12 protein-coding genes are annotated in these 15501 nt (G+C 63.5%); 7 read left to right on the top strand and 5 right to left on the bottom strand.

The window, feature by feature from the left end; genetic code table 11:
- Positions 1 to 98 precede the first annotated feature (98 nt).
- The 4 genes from IFT80_RS19730 to IFT80_RS19715 are packed head-to-tail and all read left to right on the top strand — an operon-like array spanning position 99 to position 4409.
- On the top strand, positions 99 to 773 hold the full coding sequence (locus IFT80_RS19730) for a methylamine utilization protein (protein ID WP_192138136.1): 675 nt from the start codon (positions 99 to 101) through the stop codon (positions 771 to 773).
- Positions 757 to 3117: a putative bifunctional diguanylate cyclase/phosphodiesterase gene (locus tag IFT80_RS19725; protein WP_122476702.1), complete on the top strand. Its 2361-nt coding sequence runs from the start codon at positions 757 to 759 to the stop codon at positions 3115 to 3117. The genes IFT80_RS19730 and IFT80_RS19725 overlap by 17 nt, the downstream gene beginning before the upstream one ends.
- A 7-nt stretch (positions 3118 to 3124) precedes the next feature.
- The gene (locus IFT80_RS19720) at positions 3125 to 3982 is read left to right on the top strand and encodes a DUF3034 family protein (RefSeq protein ID WP_192138150.1); all 858 of its coding nucleotides are present in this window, start codon (positions 3125 to 3127) and stop codon (positions 3980 to 3982) included.
- 1 nt (position 3983) lies between these two features.
- Entirely contained in the window at positions 3984 to 4409 is a 426-nt protein-coding gene (locus IFT80_RS19715; protein WP_192052729.1) for a group I truncated hemoglobin, read from the top strand.
- 72 nt (positions 4410 to 4481) lie between these two features.
- Here the strand turns inward: IFT80_RS19715 and IFT80_RS19710 are convergent, their stop codons facing one another.
- Positions 4482 to 6893 (bottom strand): glucose/quinate/shikimate family membrane-bound PQQ-dependent dehydrogenase, encoded by a 2412-nt coding sequence (locus IFT80_RS19710; RefSeq protein WP_185794228.1) that lies wholly within the window; start codon positions 6891 to 6893, stop codon positions 4482 to 4484.
- A 91-nt stretch (positions 6894 to 6984) separates the two neighbouring features.
- Positions 6985 to 8346, bottom strand: coding sequence for a carbohydrate porin (locus tag IFT80_RS19705; protein WP_192057810.1), 1362 nt, complete (start codon positions 8344 to 8346; stop codon positions 6985 to 6987).
- Between the two features lie 317 nt (positions 8347 to 8663).
- On the opposite strand from IFT80_RS19705, the gene IFT80_RS19700 reads away from it, so the two are divergent.
- Both IFT80_RS19700 and IFT80_RS19695 read left to right on the top strand, forming a co-directional pair.
- Complete coding sequence (locus tag IFT80_RS19700; RefSeq protein ID WP_122476696.1) at positions 8664 to 8888, top strand: VF530 family protein; 225 nt, start codon at positions 8664 to 8666, stop codon at positions 8886 to 8888.
- Positions 8888 to 9526, top strand: coding sequence for a Pr6Pr family membrane protein (locus IFT80_RS19695; RefSeq protein ID WP_446731005.1), 639 nt, complete (start codon positions 8888 to 8890; stop codon positions 9524 to 9526). The genes IFT80_RS19700 and IFT80_RS19695 overlap by 1 nt, the downstream gene beginning before the upstream one ends.
- 30 nt (positions 9527 to 9556) lie before the next feature.
- On the opposite strand, the gene IFT80_RS19690 is transcribed toward IFT80_RS19695, so the two are convergent.
- The 3 genes from IFT80_RS19690 to IFT80_RS19680 form a co-directional block, all read right to left on the bottom strand.
- Entirely contained in the window at positions 9557 to 10336 is a 780-nt protein-coding gene (locus tag IFT80_RS19690) for a siderophore-interacting protein (RefSeq protein WP_192138134.1), read from the bottom strand.
- Positions 10337 to 10430: 94 nt separating this feature from the next.
- Complete coding sequence (locus IFT80_RS19685) at positions 10431 to 13529, bottom strand: transglycosylase domain-containing protein (RefSeq protein ID WP_192138133.1); 3099 nt, start codon at positions 13527 to 13529, stop codon at positions 10431 to 10433.
- A gap of 150 nt (positions 13530 to 13679) precedes the next feature.
- Complete coding sequence (locus IFT80_RS19680) at positions 13680 to 15113, bottom strand: M48 family metalloprotease (protein WP_122476690.1); 1434 nt, start codon at positions 15111 to 15113, stop codon at positions 13680 to 13682.
- A gap of 145 nt (positions 15114 to 15258) precedes the next feature.
- On the opposite strand from IFT80_RS19680, the gene IFT80_RS19675 reads away from it, so the two are divergent.
- Positions 15259 to 15498, top strand: a complete 240-nt coding sequence (locus tag IFT80_RS19675; protein WP_122476689.1) for a sulfurtransferase TusA family protein — start codon at positions 15259 to 15261, stop codon at positions 15496 to 15498.
- Positions 15499 to 15501: the final 3 nt, after the last annotated feature.

Here is a 15501-nt window from a genome sequence, read left to right as displayed (position 1 = left end):
ACTGAAGCTTTGCGGCCGGCTGCCGATAAGGTTGTAACCGGGCTTGTGGCCCAAGTGGGCCGCGGCAGGCGACACTTTCATCCGTCAGGTAAATTTTCATGATCAGGTTTGGCGCCTTGCTCGGCAGTCTCGTCCTCAGTACGTGGGTCAGCGCGGCCTCCTTCGAGGCACGTATCACCCAGGCCGACGGCAAGCCTCTGGCCGACGCAGTGTTCAGCCTGTCCGGAGGGCCGGCGGCCGCCGGATCCAGGCAGGCCACGGCGGTCATGGACCAGCGCGCGCAGAAGTACCTGCCGCACGTGCTGGCCGTGGCCACCGGTACCTCGGTTTCATTTCCCAACAGCGACAATATCCGCCATCAGGTGTATTCCTTTTCGCCCGCCAAGCGCTTCGAGCTGCGGCTCTATGAGGGCACGCCGAGCAAGCCGGAGTTGTTCGACAAGCCTGGTGTGGTAGTCCTGGGTTGCAATATTCACGACTGGATGCTTGGCTATATCTATGTCACCGATGATCCCTGGTTCGCCGTCAGCGACGAGCAGGGGCGCGTGCGTTTCGATCAATTACCCGCAGGCCGCTACCACGTGAGCCTGTGGCATCCGCGCAGCGTGGATGCGCAAGTACAGCCAGGAGGCGAGATCGACATGACGGCTACGGCCATGACGCAGAACTACACTTTGAAGGTCGAGGCAACGGCGGACGATGCGGCCCAGGAGCCGGCGACCGGCGCGTTCAGCGATGCATTCAAAAAGGCTGCCGGTGAAGCTGCGCAATAGTTTCCAGGCGCGCATCGCCTGCGTACTCATTCTGCTGCTGTCGGTGGTAGTGGGGGCGTTGACCGTGGCCGTGAAAGTGGCTACCAACGATGCCGTGCGCGCCCAGGCCCGCGAGCAGCTGCAAGTGGGCACGCGAGTGTTCGAGCGTCTGCTGGATGTGCGCGGTCGGCGCCTGCGCGACGGCGTGCAGTTGCTGGCCGCCGACTTCGGTTTCCGCGATGCGGTGTCCAGTGGCGACTCGCCGACCATCCGTTCGGCGCTGCAGAACCAGGGCGCGCGCATCGGCGCCACCGACATGTTCGTGTTGGGCATGGACGGTCGTGTCCTGGCCAGTACCGTGGACCAGGTCCCCACCGGCAGCGTGTTTCCCTATGACACGGCGCTGCGCGAAGCTCGCCGAACCAGCCAGTCGATGCTGTTCGTGCCGCTGCAGGGGCTGCCGCACTTGCTAGTGGAAGCGCCAGTGCTGGCACCGCTGCCGATCGCGCGGGTGGTGATGGGTTTCAGCATGGATGTGACCCTTGCCCAGGAATTGCACTCGCTGACCAACTTGCAGGTGTCCTTCCTGACTACCGAGGCCGGCAAGGTCGGCACGCTGGTGAGCACCCAGCCGACCGAATTGTCCGCCAGCATCAGTCAATGGATGCAGGTCAATGAATCGGCGGCGCAGCACATTTCCCTTTCCGAACACAATGATCGTACCTACCTCAGCCAGCCCTTGCTGCTGGCCAGCAGCAGTGGCCCGGAGGGCGGAAAGGTCATGGCACTGCTGCAAAGCCCGCTGGATGAAGCGATGCGCGCGTTCGTCGCCCTGGATCGCAATATCTTCGGCATTGCCTTCGCCGCATTGCTGGCCTCCCTGGTGGGTGCCTTGCTGCTGGCGCGCAGTGTCTCGCTGCCGGTGCAGAGCCTGGCGCGGGCCGCTGGGCGCATCGGTCATGGCGACTACCAGACCGACGTGCCGCTGGACCGCACCGACGAACTGGGCGTGCTGGCCAAGGCCATCAGTCGCATGCAGGCCGGGATCGCCGAGCGCGAGCTGCAGCTGGCTCACAATGCCTTGCACGACGCGCTGACTGGCTTGCCCAACCGCACGCTGGCGATGGAGCGCCTGGGCAGCGCCATTGCCGCCGACCGACCGATCGCACTGCTGTACATCGGTATCGATAACCTGCGCGAACTCAGTGAAAGCGGTGGACCGACCTTCGTCGACAAACTGCTCCAGCAAGTTGCGCAAACCCTGCTGGAGCTGGTGCGACCCGGCGACACGGTGGCGCACCTGATCACTGACGAATTCCTCCTGCTGCTGGAAAACCTCGACAGCGACAGCGCCGTGGCGGTGGCTGACAAACTGCAACAGGTGCTGCTGCAACCCCACCGTTTCGGTGGCCACGACGTTGCCATCGACTGCCGGATCGGCATCGCGGCCTTTCCCTCCGATGGCCTGAGCGCCGAGGAGTTGCTGGCGCGTTCGGCAATCGCGATGAAAGACGCCGCCGACATGCCGGGTCGCCTGCAGGTGTATCAGCACGGTCGTGACCTTGCGCACCAGCGTCAGGTGCGGCTGATCCGCGACCTGCGTCGGGCCGCCGCGAACAACGAGTTGTCCCTGCACTACCAGCCCAAGCTGGACCTGCGCGACAAGCAGGTACGCCAGGCCGAAGCCTTGCTGCGTTGGCAGCATCCACAGTTGGGCAATGTCTCGCCAGGTGAATTCATCGAGCTGGCCGAGCGCACCGGCAGTATCCAGACGCTGACCCGGTGGGTGATCGAGGAAGGCATTCGACAGTTGAGCGAATGGAACACGCGCGGCTTGGTCGTGCAGTTGTCGCTGAACATCTCGGCGGACGACCTGCTGGGGTCCGACCTGCCTGAGCGGGTCGTGCGCCTGCTCGGCCTGCACCAGGTACCGGCCGAGCAGTTGATTTTCGAGATCACCGAAAGCGCGATCATGCGCGAGCCCGAGAAGGCGCTGAAGGTGCTCAACAGCCTGCGCGACTGCGGTATCAGCTTGTCTGTCGACGACTTCGGTACCGGCTATTCGTCGCTGGCCCACCTCAAGCGCCTGCCGGTGCAGGAGCTCAAGATCGACCAGTCGTTCGTGCGCAACCTCGACGAAACCAGCGAGGATGCGGTGATCGTGCGGTCCACCATCGAAATGAGCCACAACCTGGGCCTCAAAGTGGTGGCCGAGGGCGTCGAATACGAACACAGCCTGCGCTTGCTCGAACGCTGGAACTGCGACACCGCCCAGGGCTATCTGATCAGCCGGCCGCTGACCGCTGTCGCCTTCGAAGCCTGGATGCAGCAGTCCTCGCCCATTTCAATTGCCGTGGTTCACTGATGTCATGATGCGAAAAGCCGTGTTGTTGTGCTCGCTGGCCTTGTGCTGGCAACCGTCGCTCTACGCCAACGAGGGCCGTTTGTTGGCCACCGGCGGAGCCAGCAGTATCGACGGCGCCGCCGGTGGGGGGATCACGCCCTGGGCCGTGCTTGCCGGCTATGGCGAGCAGGGCGAGTGGGGCGCCACGGCATTTGCCACCCGCGTGGACCTGCCGGACTACCGGCTCGACGTGGCAGGCATGGCCGCCAGCTACGACAATCGCATCGAATTCTCCTACGCCCGACAACGCTTCGACCTGGGCTCGCTGGTGCACAAGCTGGGGCTGCCCGAAGACAGCCTCAGCCAGGACGTTTTCGGGGTGAAGGTGCGCCTGTTCGGTGACCTGATCTACGACCAACTGCCACAGGTGGCGCTGGGCCTGGCGTACAAGCGGCAGAAGGATTTCCTTATTCCCAGCCTGGTCGGCGCCAAGCGTGACGAAGATGTCGAGGGTTACCTGACGGCCAGTCGCCTGTTCATGGGCGCGGCGTTTGGCTACAACCTGCTGGTCAATGGCGGAGTGCGCTACAGCCGCGCCAACGAACTGGGCCTGTTGGGCTTCGGCGGTGATCGCCGCGACAGCCGCAGCCTGCTCAAGGAGGGTTCGCTGGCCGTGCTGTTCAACCCGCGCTGGGCGTTGGGCGTGGAGTACCGAGAGAAGCCGGACAACCTGTCGTTCGCCGGCGAAAGCGACTGGGCGGATGTGTTCCTGGGGTATTTCCCCAACAAGCATCTGGCGATCGTGCTGGCCTACGCGAAACTGGGCGAGATCGCCACGCTGGACAACCAGAACGGCACCTACCTGTCCGTGCAAGGGAGTTTTTGACATGCGCATGTGTGTGCTGGGCATGGCCCTGCTGTTGGGTGCCTGCACGGGTCACCAGCAGCCGGCCAAGGACGACAGCCTGTACCAGGCGCTGGGTGGCAAACCGGGGATCAGCCGGATTGTGGAGGGGATGTTGCTGAACGTGGCTCGGGATGAGCGGATCGTGGCGCACTTTCGCAACGTCAACATCGAGTTGCTGCGTGTGCAGTTGATCGACAAGTTCTGTGTCGAGGCGGGCGGGCCGTGCGAGTACACCGGGGATGACATGGTCGAAGCGCACAAGGGCCAGCAGATCAGCCGCAGCGAGTTCAACGCGCTGGTGGAGGATCTGATCAAGGCCATGGAAGCCCAGGGTGTTCCGGTGCCGGCGCAGAATCGGTTGTTGGCCCGGTTGGCGGCGCAGCGGGGGGAGGTGATCGAGAAGTAGGGGGGTGAATGGTCGTCACTGACACACTCAAAAAAACGGCTCCCGAAGGAGCCGTTTTTCATTACATCGACATCACTTGTTTTCAGGCAGTGCAAACGCCATCACGTAGTCACCCTGCTTGGTACCCAGCGAGCCATGCCCGCCAGCGACCACCAGTACATACTGACGGCCATCCTTGCCGGTGTAGGTCATCGGCGTGGTCTGTGCGCCTGCAGGCAGGCGACCTTCCCACAGCTGCTTGCCGTTGCGGATATCGTATGCGCGCAGGTACTGGTCAAGCGTACCGCTGAGGAACGACACGCCGCTGGCCGTGGTGAAAGCGCCACCCAGGCTTGGCACGCCCATGCTCAACGGGATTGGCACAGGCGAGCTGTCGCGCACGGTACCGTTCTTGTGTTTCCAGATGGTCTGGTGAGTGGTCAAGTCGACCGCAGCCACGTAGCCCCAGGCAGGCGCCTGGCAAGGCAGGCCCATCGGCGACAGCAGCGCCTCCAGGATCACCCCGTACGGCGCGCCCTTGTTGGGCTGCACACCCTCGGTTTCGCTCTTGCGACCAGGGCCGCCGGCCACTTCTGCCGCAGGCACCAGCTTGGAGCGGAAAGCCATGTAGCTTGGGTTGACGAACGCCACCTGACGCACCGGGTCGACCGACAGGCCACCCCAGTCGAACACGCCGAAGTTGCCTGGGTACACCAAGGTGCCCTGCAGCGAAGGTGGCGTGAACGGACCTTCATAGCGCAGCGACTTGAAGTCGATCCGGCACAGCATCTGGTCGAATGGCGTCACACCCCACATGTCGCGCTCTTGCATGACCGGTGGCATGAAGTTGAGGTCGGATTTTGGTTGAGTCGGCGAGGTATGGTCGCCTTCCACCGCGCCCTGGGGCACCGGCACTTCGTGGATCGGCACGATCGGCTCGCCGGTCAAGCGGTTCAGCACGTAGATGCTGCCCTGCTTGGTCGAGGCCAGCACGGCCGGCTTAACGCCATCGGCGGTCTTGAGGTCCATCAGGGTAGGCTGGCCGCCCACGTCCATGTCCCACAGGTCGTGATGGGTGAACTGGTAGGTCCACTTCACATGGCCGGTGTCGATGTCCAGCGCGGTCAGGCCAGCGCTGTACTTCTCCGACTCGGGAGTGCGGTTGCCGCCCCACTGGTCGGGCATCTGGTTGCCCATGGGCAGGTACAGCATGCCGTTCTTTTCATCGACGCTGAACATGGACCACATGTTCGGCGAGTTGCGGGTATAGGTCTGGCCCGCAGCGATCGGCGTGGTGTCGTCGGGGTTGCCGCTGTCCCAGTTCCATACCAGGTGACCGTCGTGCACGTCATAGGCGCGGATCACGCCCGAAGGCTCGTCCACCGAAACGTTGTCGGTAACGTGGCCGCCGATCACGACCAGGTTCTTGGTAACGGCCGGTGGCGAAGTGGAGTAGTAACCACCCGCAGCGAACTCGCCGATGTTGGCGCGCAGGTCGATCTGGCCCTTGTCGCCGAAGTCTTCGCACATCTTGCCAGTGTCGGCATTCAGAGCGATCAGACGGGTGTCGGCAGTCGGCACGAAGATGCGCTTCGGGCAGGCAGTCGGCGCAGCCGCAGGTGCGGTGGCGTCGGTGGCCGGGCTGGCGGCGGCGTAGGCGGCGTCATCGTGATACGACACGCCACGGCAGGTCATGTGGGCCCAGCCCTTGAAGTTCGGCGCGTTCTGCGTGCTGATCTTCGGGTCGAAACGCCAGATTTCCTTGCCGGTGTCCGGGTCCAGGGCGATGACCTGGCTGTGTGGCGTGCACACGTAAAGCATGCCGTTGACCTTGAGCGGGGTGTTCTCCGCAGTGGTCTCGCCCGGATCGTTCGGGCCAGGGATGTCGCCGGTACGGTAGGTCCAGGCCGGGGTCAGCTTGCTGACGTTTTCCGGGGTGATCTGCGCCAGTGGCGAGTAGCGATCGCCGTGGGCACTGCGACCGTAGGAGTTCCAATCACCGTCGGGCATCGCCGGTGCGGTGTTGGGCATGTTGGCGGTTTCGCGGTCCAGCTCGCCTTTGATTTCACCAGGGTTGGTGAACTGGCTGGCCAGTGCGCAGAGGCCCGCCAGAACCACGGCGATGCTCAGCGCAGCCGTGGCCTTGGGTGCAGGCTGGCGCAGCAGTGGCTTGCGGAACCAGGGCAGCAGCAGGACCACGCCCAAGGCAAACCACAGGGCCAGGCGCGGCACTAGTTGCCACCAGTCCAGACCCACTTCGTACAACGACCAGACGGTGCTGGCGAACAATACCGCTGCATACAGGCCGATGGCCGAGCGACGACCCTGCAGCAGCAGCACGCCGGTGAAGCCTACGCCGATACCGGCGATCAAGTAGTACAGCGAGCCACCCAGGGTGGCGAGTTTGATACCGCCGGCCAGCAAGGCCAGACCCATCAGCAGCATCACGATACCCAGAAGTTTGGGCAGCAGGCGCGACCGACGCAAAGCACCGTCAGTGCTCATAGTGAGTTTTCTCCGTCATGTTCAAATGGTTCAGCAGAGTTCAAGTTTTTCTGAGCTCGTGTGTGTAAGGGTATTTCAGCGCCGTTTAGTTTCAGAACGATGCTTGAATCTTCAAGCCGCCAATCAATGCGTCGTCGATGTGGCTGACGCCGCCCGGGTGGCGGATGTACTGCAGGTTCGGTCGCAGCACCAGCCAGTTGGCCATGTGAACCCCGTAATAGAGCTCGGCGCTGTACTCGGTGTCCTGGATCGGCAGGTACGCGGCATCGTTGTAATCGCTGAGCGCGAGGGTACGGTTGTGCCACTCGGCGTTCTTGCGATACGCCGGGTTGACGTGGACCCTGGCCACGGCGAAACCGATGTCATCGCGCGCACGCGCATCGAACAGACCCTTGTAGACGACGCCGGCCTGGACGTAGTTGTCGATGGCGTTGGTTTTCTTGTCATGCAGGGTGGCGTTGGCGAACACGCTCAGGCCCCGCGAGTTGTCGCTGGCGACACGGGTCAGCTGTTGCTGGGCACCCAGCCAGAAACCGTGGCGGCTGGATGCACTGCGGTAATCCTGGCCGGTGATGGCAGCAGGCTGACCGCTGCGGTCCTTGTAGACGTCGTCGGCGTCTGCGGTGCTGTAGTAGTAGCCGGCACGGTACTCGCCCGGCAGCCCGCCGAACGTCGGCTTCCAGATCAGCTCGACCGGCAGCATGGCGCCCTCGGTACCACTTCCGCTGAGCTTGAAGCCGTTGTCGTTCTCCAGGTTCGAGGGGTTCTGCTCGAAAATGCCGACCTGGGCATACAACTGCGGCGTGATGTTGTACTTGATGCGCAATGCCCACTGGCTCACCGGCCAGTTGTACCAGACGCTGCCGACCCAGTTGCCCACCTGTGAGCCACAGAACGCCAGGTTCTGGAAGTCGCACGGGAAGCTGTTGAATTCTTCGCCTTCACCGAAGCGACCGGCCTTGATGTCCAGGCGCTGGTCGAAGAACTTCTGCTGGTACCACAGCTGGGTGATCCGCGTGATGTTGCCGCGACCCCAGACTTCCTGCGCCGATGTAAAACCGCCGACACGCGGATCGTTGATCCGGTCGTTGCTGATGTTGTCGCCGTTACGGTCGGTCAGGGTGAGCTGGAACTCGGCGTCGTGCCAACCGAGGATCTTCTCCAGGTCCATGTGCACACCCAATGCAAACTGGTCGCTGTAGCGCGTGGCATGGTCGTGGTTGTAACCGCCGTGCAGGTTGCTGCCGACTTCGCCGGTGTAGTCGAGCTTGAAATCGTAACCCTTGGCGGAAAGATCGCCGCGGGTGCCGTTCCAGTCGCCGAACATGAACGGAGACTGCGAATCGAAAGCGGGCAGGGCAACAGCGCTTTGGCTGGTGCCCAGAGCACTCAACGCGAGCAGGGCAGTGAACGGCAAAAACGCCATGGGGCGTGAGGGGGCAGTAAGAGGCATTGGCAGAGAGTTCTTCTGGTGGGTCCGAAGCTGTTCGAGAAGCGCTTCGTTATTTTTCAAAAGTGAAACGTTTCAGTTTGTTGCGGCGAAAGGATATAGCTCGAGGCCATGCTTTTAAAGCCGGGTTTGAAAGAGGGTCAGTTGCTGAAACTGCAACAGTGCGGCGGCTTGCCGCAGGCGGCGCGCACATACGGCGCGGTCCGGCGCCTGCCCCAATGGGCACTGCGACCGATGGCGAGCGCCCAATAAAAGCTTTGCGCCGCCGTGCCCGTTGGTTAAGGTGCGCACCTTCTGCCCCGCCGTTTCTGGAGCCTGGCATGCATGAGCCTACACACAACCCCCTGCACGGCGTAACGCTGGAGCAGATCCTTATTGCGCTCGTGGCGCATTACCAATGGGAAGGGCTGGCGCAGCGGATCGACATCCGCTGCTTCAAGAGCGACCCGAGCATCAAGTCGAGCCTGACCTTCCTGCGCAAGACGCCCTGGGCGCGGGAAAAAGTCGAACGGCTCTATGTGCAACTGCAGCGCGGCAAGCGTTGATCCCTGGCGAACGCCGGTTGGTTGCGCTGGCGGCGGCCGCCACCTGGTTTGCTCTGGCCCTGCAGCTGTACCTGGTGCTGTGGTCGCGCTGGCAGATCGAAGCGAGCCTGCTGGGTGGGCTGGTGCATTTCTTCAGCTTCTTCACCATTCTTACCAATACGGCAGTGGCTGGCGTGTTGACCGCTCACGTGTCGACGTGCGACTCGAAGTGGCGGCGTATCTGCCTGCGGCCCGCGGTGAGCAGTGGGGTCATGGTCAGTATCGTTGTGGTCGGCGTGGCCTACAGCCTGTTGCTGCGCAACCTGTGGCAGCCCCAGGGCTGGCAATGGCTGGCCAACGAGTTGCTGCACGATGTGCTGCCGGTCGCTTTCGTGCTGTATTGGGCACTCTGCGTGCCCAAAGGTACGCTGCGCCTGTGGCACGTACTGGCGTGGGCGATCTATCCACTGGTGTATTTCGCCTACCTGTTGCTGCGTGGACAGAGCATCGGCGTCTACCCTTATCCGTTCCTGGACGTTTCGAAGCTGGGCATGGGGCAGGTCTGGTTGAATGCACTGGGCGTATTGATGGCCTTCCTTGGCTGCTCCATGCTGGTGTTGGCCGTGGACCACTGGTGGGGGCGTCGGGGCGCGCGCTAGGCGCCCCCGTGCACCGACCAGGCGCCAGCATCACTCGCCGTCGTCACCTTCGAGCCGCCAGTAGCCGGCGGCCTTGATCTGCTCTTCGCTCAGCCCATGCTGGTCGAGCAACACGCGCCGCAATTTGCGCGAGAGCCCCGCCTCGGTCGCGATCCAGCCGTAGACCACGCCTTCGGGCAGGCGCAGGTCGCTGACCGTCTGCAGCAGGTCGCCATGGCGACGGTCGACCCAGATCACCTCGAATGCCGCAGCGCTGTCGAACGGCTGCTGCTCGTCGGCGTTCTCCACCTCGACCACCAGCAGCGCACGACGGTTGGCCGACAGTTCTTCCAGACGGCGCGCCATGGCAGGGATCGCCGTTTCGTCGCCGATCAGCAGGTAGGCGTCGAACACATCCGGTACATGCATCGAGCTGCGTGGGCCGCCGATGTGCAGGAACTGACCTGGCTGGGCCTGGGCGGCCCAGGTCGCGGCAGGGCCGTCGCCGTGCAGGACGAAGTCGATGTCCAGCTCGCCGGCCGCGAGGTCGAAGCGGCGAGGGGTGTAGTCGCGCATGTCGGGCTTGGCACCTTCGGGCGTCGGCGCCCCCAGCACCATGGTGTCGAGCGCCGCTTGCTGCTCCGGGGTGGTGGCGAACATCAGCTTGATGTGGTCATCGCAGCCTTCGCTGACGAAACCGGCCAGCTCGGGGCCGCCGAGGGTGATGCGGCGCATGCGTGGGGTGAGCTGCACAACACGCAACACCTGCAGGCGGCGACGTTTGATCTCGTGCATGACACGATGAATACCGAATGGGTTGTCTGCCTTCATTGCGGGGCTCCTGGTCCGATAGGGGGGCTATCGACATAGCTTATTACGCCGCCAGGCCCGCGTGAATGAATTCGTTCGCGGCGCGCCCTGCCATTCAACGTGCAGCCTGCAAGGGCGCACTGCACTGGGTGTGTGCACCCGGCTGCAGGTAGGGAGTGAGAATCGGAGCCATGCCCTTGAGCACCTGCACCGGAAGCGCCGAAGTGAAGCGAAAGCCCTCCGCCGCCTTGCCCGGCACGAACGCGGTCAAGGTGCCGAAGTGGTTCTCGCCGATGAAGAACACGAACGTGGCGGTACGGTTGATGGCCTTCGAGCTGATCACCCGGCCCCCGGCACCGAAGCTGGAAATGCGGTTGTCACCGGTGCCGGTCTTGCCGCCCATCACCAGCGCCGTGCCGTCATCGGTCTTGAAACTGCCCGATACCCGCCGCGCGGTGCCGGCGTCCACCACCTGCGACAGCGCCTCACGCATGGCCGCCGCGACCTCGGCGGGCAGGACTCGCTTGCCGCGGTCCGGATCGCTGATCACCCGCGTTTCGTAGGGCGTGTCGGCAGCAAAATGAAGAGTATCGATGCGCACGGTAGGCAGCTTGATGCCATCGTTCTGAATGATGCCGATCAGCTCGGCCAAGGCCGCAGGGCGGTCACCTGAGCTGCCGATGGCGGTTGCCAGCGACGGCACCAGATGATCGAACGGATAACCCACGCGCTGCCAGCGCTGATGGATATCGGTAAACGCTTCGATCTCGAGCATGGTGCGGATACGATTGTCGCGGGCGCGCTTGTGGCGACTGTTGAACAACCAGCTGTAAACCTCCTGCCGTTCGAACCGGCTGGCCGCGCCCGCCTCGCCGAACTTGGCGTCCGGATGATTGAGCAGGTAGCCCAGCAGCCACAGGTCCAGCGGGTGGACGCGCGCGATGTAGCCCTGATCCGGCAGGTTGTAGCGGCCCGGGCCATAGCCGGTGTACATCTCGTTCAGGCGCTTGTCGGTGACGTTGTCGCTCTTGCTGTGCTCGCGCACGAAGCGATCGAATTGCGCCTGGGGCGCATTGGGGTACAGGTAGCGATGCACGGCCGCCAGCCGCTGCGGGGTAGGGCGCATGCCGTCGAGGAAGGTTTCCAGGCGCTGCTCGGTGGTCTTGCGCTGGTACTTCTTCCAGAAGCGCTGGAGGAACTCCGTGCCTTCGCGATCGGCGAAGCGTGCCAGGTATTCCTGGCGACGCGGATCGTCGTCGTCCCTGAGCAATTGCCCGCTGTTGCTTGGCGCGGAGTAGGTGCTGTAGCGCACCAGGTCGCGCATCAGGCGGATGAAGGGCAGGTTGATGGACTCCTGCAGCGCTTCCTTGAGCGTGGGAATACGGCCGTTGTCCTCGCGGCGAAAGTTGCCGAAAGTGTGGATCCCGCCGCCGGTGAAGAAACTCTCGGCAGGGCTCGCCGAGTACTTGCGCTCCAGGGCGGCGCCGAGCAGTGCCCGCGCATCGACGCCGGGGTTCTGGATCATGTAGTCGAGTACCCAGCGCGACAGCCGATCGGCTTCTTCGATCTTCACCTGGCGCAGTTGCGCGGGTGTCTGTCCGGCATAGCGCTCATGCAGTTCGTGAATGATCTCGAGGTAGGTGGTGAGCACGCGCATCTTGGCCGTCGACCCCAGCTCCAGCTTGCTGCCTTCGTTGATGTCGAAGGGCTGGTCGGTGTTGTCGGTCTGCACTCGTACCCGCGAGCCGTCGGCCGTCCGTTCGAACAGAGTGAAGCTGTAGCTGACCTCTCGGGTGCTGGCCGAGGTCAGCAGGCGCTCGCCGATCAGGCCGATCTGCTGGGCGAAGGCCGGGTCGGCAAGGTGGCGCAGATAATCACTGGCCTGTTTCTGCAGATCGGCATGCAGGGTGGTGGTGGCCGAGAGGTCCAGCCGGTCCAGGTCGTACAACGGTCGGTCAAGCATGGACGAGAGGCGGTTGCGCGCCACGCTGATGCCCTTGTTCGACTCGTTGGGTTGCCAGGTAGGCTCCTGCACCCAATCGCGGTACATGACCTGGCTGGCCAGGGCTGCGGTGGCCAGGGTCGGGTCAACGATACCGTTGGCGGTCAGCAGGCGAATATGGCTGTCGGTCAGCTCGGCGAGGTCGTCATGGCCCTTGTTGAGGAAGTACGAAGGACGGCGCTGGGCGATCATCAGCGACAGTACCTGGCGCAGGGCGAGCCCACGCGCGGCTTCGCTGGCGGGGTCGGTGGTGGTGCTGGCGAGGGCGCGGTTGACCTGCTCGAAATCGGCGCCATACCAGACCCGCAAGCCTTCGGCCATGCCGTGCACTTCACCATGGCCGGGCACGGCCGACAGCGGCACGCTGTTGAGGTAGTCGCGCACGACGCGCTGGCGTGCCTCCAGGGTCTGCGGACCGTCCTGATAGGCACGCACGCTGGCCGAGATCATCTGGCGAATCTTCTCCGGCCCGGAACCGGTCAGGCCGTCGGGCGAGTGTCGATACTTCTCCAATTGCGTGGCCAGGGTGCTGCCACCGGCCGACTGCCCGGGGAGGGCGAACATCTTCGCTACCTGCGACCAGGCCGCCTTGGCAAAACGCGGCCAATCCACGGCAGGGTTGAGCAGGGGTTCGGGGCTGTCGAGCAGGCCGCGGTTCTCGACGAACAGCAGGCTGTTGACCATGACTGGCGGAATCTGGGCGAACTCGGTGTAGAGCTGCTGGGGGTAGCGATACAGGTACAACGGGTCGCCCCGGCAATCGGTGATCACCAGCCCGGCCTGGGGTTTTTCCTGATAGGGCACGAACAGGTCGTGCCCGGCGTAACGCATCAGCGCCGGCGAAAAATGCGTCTGTCGTTCGACCACGTAATTGCGCTTGAGCAGGCGTGGAATGAAATCGCCCAGGGCGCTGTAGCCCAGGCGCTTGTCGAACGGGCCCTCGCCTGGATAGACGATAGCTTCGCTTGGCCCCGGCTGCAGCTCGTAGGTCAGCGACGCCGCCCAACGGCTGAATTCGCGCGCCTGCAGTCGCGACGTCCGCATTTCCGCGTACATCGCATACGCCAGCGCCGCGACAGTGATCACCACCAGCAACCAGAACAGACGCCACCACAGGTGACGTTGACGTGGGCTATCTGGCAATGGAGACGGGTCAGGACTGACAGCGGGGGTTGCAGTCTTGTCAGGTTCGGTTTGCCACAAAACGCCCATAGATATTCACACCGGTCACGGAAAATTCATCGCACCTGGAGCAAGTCTAGACGCTAGAGCAGTTGCGTGAAAAAAATGTGAAAATCAATGTGTCTGATACGTCGGTTCATTCCGATCGACCGTGCGGGTCCGATTCGGCCCGCCGCGGCCTCAGCGCAGCATTTCCTTGACCAGCCGATCCTGCTCGATCAACTCGCGTTGCCGTGCATCGATTCGCGAGGCGAGCTGGAAGTTGTCGGCGGCCCGGCGCTTGGCCAGATCGAGTTGCTGGATGGCCTGGTCGAACTCGCCGACCAGGGCGAAGAACTCGGCACGTGCCTGATGCAGCCCAACGATGTTGCCATTCTGTCCGCGCGTTTCGGCCACCAGGTACCACACGTCCGGGTCGTCCGAGCGGCTCTTGAGCAGGTTTTCCAGGCCTTTTTCGGCATCCGCCATGCGGTTCTGCTTGAGCAGCACGTCGACCCGCTTCTGGTTGATCGGGTAGTTGCCGGGATACTGCGTCACCAGCCGATCGATGCGCTGCTGGGCATCGGGAATGCGGTTGTTGGTGATGTCCAGATCGACCTGCGCCAGGTTGAAGGTGATGTCGTCCGGCTGTTTGCCGAGCAGCTGCTTGAGGTTCTCCCGCGCTTCGTTGAGTTGGCCAGCCTTGACCTGAGCCAGCGCCAAGCCATAGCGCGCGGGGAGCGCATTGGGGTTTTCATCCAGTTGCGCGCGGAAGCGCTTGGCTGCCAGCCCTGGGGTTTCCTCGTAGTACAGCTGAACCCGAGCGCGCATCAGTTGGTACCACAGGCTGTCTTCCTTGCCCCCTTTGGCGGCCTGTTCGGCGCGGTTGCGCGTGTCGGCGATACGCGATTCGCTGACCGGGTGAGTCAGGAGGAATTCCGGCGGCCGTGCATCGAAACGGTACTGGCGCATCAGGCGTTCGAACATGGTCGGCATGTTGCGCGGGTCGTAGCCGGCCTTTTCCATGTTGATGATGCCGATGCGGTCCGCCTCCTGCTCGTTCTGCCGGGAGAAGCGTCGCTGTTCCTGGATCGCCGCAGCCTGGCTGCCGGCGATTGCCGCAATGCCGGCGTCACCGGCACCGGACGCGGCGATCACGATGCCGGCCAGCAGCGCTGCCATCATCGGCAGTTGCATGCGCTGCTGCGCCTCGACCCCGCGCGCGAAGTGGCGTTGCGACAAGTGCGCCAGTTCGTGGGCCAGCACACCGATGTACTCACCCTCGGTTTCGGCATTGAAGAACAACCCGCCATTGACCCCGACGATGCCCCCTGGCGCAGCGAAGGCATTGAGCTCTTTGCTGTCGATCAGGATGAACTCCAGGCGCCGGTCGTTCAGCTGGCTGGTTTCAGAGAGCCGATACACGCTGGTTTCGACGAAATCCTTGAGCTGTGGGTCATTGAGCTGTTTGACCTGACCGCGCAGCAGGCTCAGCCAGGCACGACCCAACTGATGCTCCTGCTGGGGCGAGACGATCGCGGAACTGGCGTCGCCAAGTGACGGCAGATCGCTGGCGTGGCCCGGCAGCGCCAGCAGGCAGGCAAGTGTCAGCAGGGTAGGGCGCAGAAAGGGCATGCACTGAGCTCGGCAGATGAAAGGCCCTACTGTAGCCGCCCCATCCGACGACCACCAGAGGCGCCGGCCTTGGGTTATCCTGTCGCGCCGCTGGCTGCCGCGATCGAGGCAGCATCACGGCTTTCTTTGGTTGGAGAAGATATCGATGAGCGATGCGCCCGAATGTGACGCCGAGCTGGACACCAGCGGTCTTAATTGCCCGTTGCCACTGCTCAAGGCCAAGCTGGAACTGAACCGGATGGCCAGTGGCACGGTATTGAAGGTGATCGCCACGGACGCCGGCTCGCAGCGCGACTTCCGCTCGTTCGCCACGTTGGCAGGTCACGCGCTGTTACATGAACAGGCGCTGGACGGGGTCTACTCGTATTGGTTGCGCAAGGCCTGATCC

Origin of the sequence: Pseudomonas sp. CFBP 8771, assembly GCF_014841695.1 — a bacterium.
Classification (GTDB): Bacteria; Pseudomonadota; Gammaproteobacteria; order Pseudomonadales; family Pseudomonadaceae; genus Aquipseudomonas; species Aquipseudomonas baltica.
The sequence above is the reverse complement of the archived record's forward strand: the minus strand, read 5'-3'. Positions and strand labels throughout refer to the sequence as shown.

Excerpts from the sequence above, each read along its gene's own strand:
- IFT80_RS19700 (WP_122476696.1), top strand. The coding sequence starts at position 8,664 with ATGCATGAGCCTACACACAACCCCCTGCACGGCGTAACGCTGGAGCAG.
- IFT80_RS19685 (WP_192138133.1), bottom strand. The coding sequence starts at position 13,529 with ATGGGCGTTTTGTGGCAAACCGAACCTGACAAGACTGCAACCCCCGCT.
- IFT80_RS19705 (WP_192057810.1), bottom strand. The coding sequence starts at position 8,346 with ATGCCTCTTACTGCCCCCTCACGCCCCATGGCGTTTTTGCCGTTCACT.
- IFT80_RS19680 (WP_122476690.1), bottom strand. The coding sequence starts at position 15,113 with ATGCCCTTTCTGCGCCCTACCCTGCTGACACTTGCCTGCCTGCTGGCG.
- IFT80_RS19730 (WP_192138136.1), top strand. The coding sequence starts at position 99 with ATGATCAGGTTTGGCGCCTTGCTCGGCAGTCTCGTCCTCAGTACGTGG.
- IFT80_RS19710 (WP_185794228.1), bottom strand. The coding sequence starts at position 6,893 with ATGAGCACTGACGGTGCTTTGCGTCGGTCGCGCCTGCTGCCCAAACTT.
- IFT80_RS19675 (WP_122476689.1), top strand. The coding sequence starts at position 15,259 with ATGAGCGATGCGCCCGAATGTGACGCCGAGCTGGACACCAGCGGTCTT.
- IFT80_RS19720 (WP_192138150.1), top strand. The coding sequence starts at position 3,125 with ATGCGAAAAGCCGTGTTGTTGTGCTCGCTGGCCTTGTGCTGGCAACCG.
- IFT80_RS19690 (WP_192138134.1), bottom strand. The coding sequence starts at position 10,336 with ATGAAGGCAGACAACCCATTCGGTATTCATCGTGTCATGCACGAGATC.
- IFT80_RS19715 (WP_192052729.1), top strand. The coding sequence starts at position 3,984 with ATGCGCATGTGTGTGCTGGGCATGGCCCTGCTGTTGGGTGCCTGCACG.